The organism is Mycobacterium sp. 1245805.9, assembly GCF_001672915.1.
GTDB lineage: Bacteria > Actinomycetota > Actinomycetes > Mycobacteriales > Mycobacteriaceae > Mycobacterium.
In genome coordinates this window covers 1-2,807 of the sequence record NZ_LZKR01000200.1, presented here as the reverse complement: position 1 = coordinate 2,807, position 2,807 = coordinate 1, and the positions used below count along the sequence as shown (strand labels likewise).

Below are 2,807 nucleotides of genomic sequence, written 5' to 3'. Positions count from 1 at the left end.
CGCCCCGCCAACCCCCCCGGCCCCCCCATCCCCGCGGGGTGGGCCGCCCCCCCCGCCGGCCCCGCCGCGCCGGCGGGCCCCCCGGGGGGCACCCGGCGCGGCGCCGGCACCGCCGGTGCCGCCGGCGCCGCCGGTGCCGCCGGTGCCGGGGACCCCGCCCCCACCGGCGACCCCGCCCTGGCCGCCGGTGCCGCCGTTGCCGCCAGTCCCGCCGTCGGCCCCGCCTGTGCCGCCGGTGCCGCCAACGGCGCCGGTGCCGCCATTGTTCTGATCATCGCCGCCGCTGCCGCCGGTGCCGCCGGTGGCGGTGTCGCCGCCGGTGCCGCCCTTGCCGCCGGTGCCGGCGGAGCTGGTCCCGCTGGCGTTCCCGCCGCTGCCACCGTTGCCGCCGGGTTGCCCGGCCACGGTGCCGTTGGTGCCGTCGGTGCCGTTGGTGCCGGAAGGGGCCTGCGGCGGTGTGCCTGGGGCAGCAACTGGAGGAGCCGGTGGGGGGTTGCTGGTGGCGGCGGCGGGACCGCCCCGGCCGCCCGCGCCGCCGTTGCCGCCGTTGCCGACCGCGCCGGCGTCGCCGCCGGCCCCGCCTTTGCCGCCCATCCCGCCGATGGCGGTAGCGTCGGCACCGGCCCCGCCGTCACCGCCGTTGGCACCGGTCGGCGTGCTGCCGGTCGAGCCGTTGCTGCCGGGGGTGGATCCGGTGCCGCCGGTCCCGCCCGCTGCGCCGCTGCCGAAGGCGCCGCCCTTACCGCCATCGCCGCCGTCTAGGTGGCCTGCGTTTCCGGCGCCACCCTTGCCGCCGTTAGCGGTTCCTCCGGTCCCGCCGGTGCCGCCGTTGCCGCCCGTCCCGGTGCTGCCCGTGCTGCCGTGCGCGGCGGTGCCGCCGACCCCGCCATTGCCGCCGTTGCCGCCCCTGCCGCCGGTGCCGCCCGTGCCGGCATTGCCGCCGGTCGCACCGGCGGTGGTCGCGTTGGCGCCGTTGGCGTTGCCGCCGTTACCGCCGTTGCCGCCGTTGCCGCCGGCGGCGCCGTTGCCGCCATGGCCGGAGATCGAGCCACCCAGTCCGCCGGCCCCGCCGTTCCCGCCGTTCCCGCCGGCCGTGCCGGCGCCGCCGGCGCCGCTGTTGCCGTTGCTGTCGAGGGTGCCAGCCGGGCCGGAAGTGCCGGCCACGCCGTTGCCACCGGCCCCGCCGTTGCCGCCGTTGCCGATGTTGCCGGCATTGCCGCCGGCCCCGCCGTTGCCGCCCGAGGTGCCGGCGGGCGCGCCGGCGGCGACGGCGTCGTAACCTTTGCCACCGTCCCCGCCGTTGCCGAGGGCACTGACGGGTGTGGCGCCGGCCGCGCCGTCGGTGCCCGGGGTGGAGCCGGTGCCGCCGGTGCCCTTTGCCCCGCCGAGACCGGTGTCGCCGCCGTTGCCGCCGGCCCCGCCGTCGTGGTGGGCTGCCGTGCCGCTCGCGCCGGTGCCGCCGTCGCCGGGGGTAGCGCCGGCCCCGCCGTTACCGGCGTTGCCGCCGACCCCGGTGGTGCCCGCGGTGCCGCTCGTGACTGCCCCGCCGATGCCGCCGTTGCCGCCGTTGCCTCCGTTGCCGCCGTTGCCGGCGCTACCGCCGTTTTGCCCGGCTTCACCGGGGTTGACGCCGTTGTGGCCGGTGATGCCCTTCCCACCGTTGCCGCCGTTGGCGCCGGTGCCGCCGGCCCCGCCATTGCCGCCATCACCCGAGATCGACCCGCCGTGGCCGCCGGCGCCGCCGTCGCCGCCGCTACCGCCGGTGATGCCGGCGGTGCCGGAGTCGCCCGGATTGACCCCGTTGGCCCCGTCGGTGCCGGCCACACCGCTGCCTCCGTCGCCGCCGGCACCGCCGGTGCCGTAGTCGCCGGCGTTGCCGCCGGCCCCGCCCTTACCGCCGGAGGTGCCGGCCGGCGCGCCAGCGCTCGCGGCGTCATAGCCGTTGCCCCCGTTTCCACCGTTGCCCGCGCCGGTGGGCATGTGGCCCGCGGCGCCGTCGGTGCCCGGGGTGGAGCCGGTGCCGCCGGTGCCCTTTGCCCCGCCGGCGCCATCGTTGCCGCCGTTGCCGCCGCGACCGCCATCGGGGTGGGCCGCGGTGCCGTTCGCGCCGTCGCCGCCATTGCCGGTGGTGCCGCCGTCGCCGCCGCTGCCGCCGGCGCCACCGGCGCCGGTGGCAGCTGTCACGCCGTGCGCGTCCGCGCCGCCGACCCCGCCGTTGCCGCCGTCCCCGCCGTTGCCGCCACGTCCGCCGCTGCCGGCATCCTGCCCGGCGCCGGCGTTGACGCCGACCTTGCCGTCGTGGCCGCTGATACCGATGCCGCCCTTGCCGCCGTCCCCACCGGTCCCACCGGCACCGCCGGCCCCGCCGCTGCCTGCCTGCGAACCGCCGGCCCCGCCAGGCCCGCCGTCGCCGCCGCGACCGCCGGCCATGCCGTCTATGCCGGAGTCGCCCGCGTTGGCGCCGTTGAAACCGGCGCTGCCGGTCACGCCGTTGCCTCCGGCCCCACCAGCCCCACCGTTGCCGTGGTTGCCGCCGGCACCGCCGCCGCCGCCGTTGCCGCCACGCGCACCCGCGGCGGTGGAGGTGAAGCCGTCACCGCCGTTGCCACCGTTGCCGAGGATGCCGGTGGGCGTGCTGCCGTCGACACCGTCCGTGCCGTGGGTCAAGCCGGTGCCACCGGGGCCGCCGGCGCCGGCGGCAACGCCGGTGACGGCGGTAACGGCGGGAGGCCGGGAGACGGCGGCCTCGGCGGCGCCGGCACCGCCACTCACATCGACGGCGGCACCGGCGGCGCCGGCGGCAACAC

1 pseudogene is annotated in these 2,807 nt (G+C 80.3%); it reads right to left on the bottom strand.

From position 1 onward, the window contains the following. Positions 1-2,667 (bottom strand): annotated as a pseudogene (locus A9X00_RS32410) (hypothetical protein); the annotation flags it as partial. Positions 2,668-2,807 lie beyond the last annotated feature (140 nt).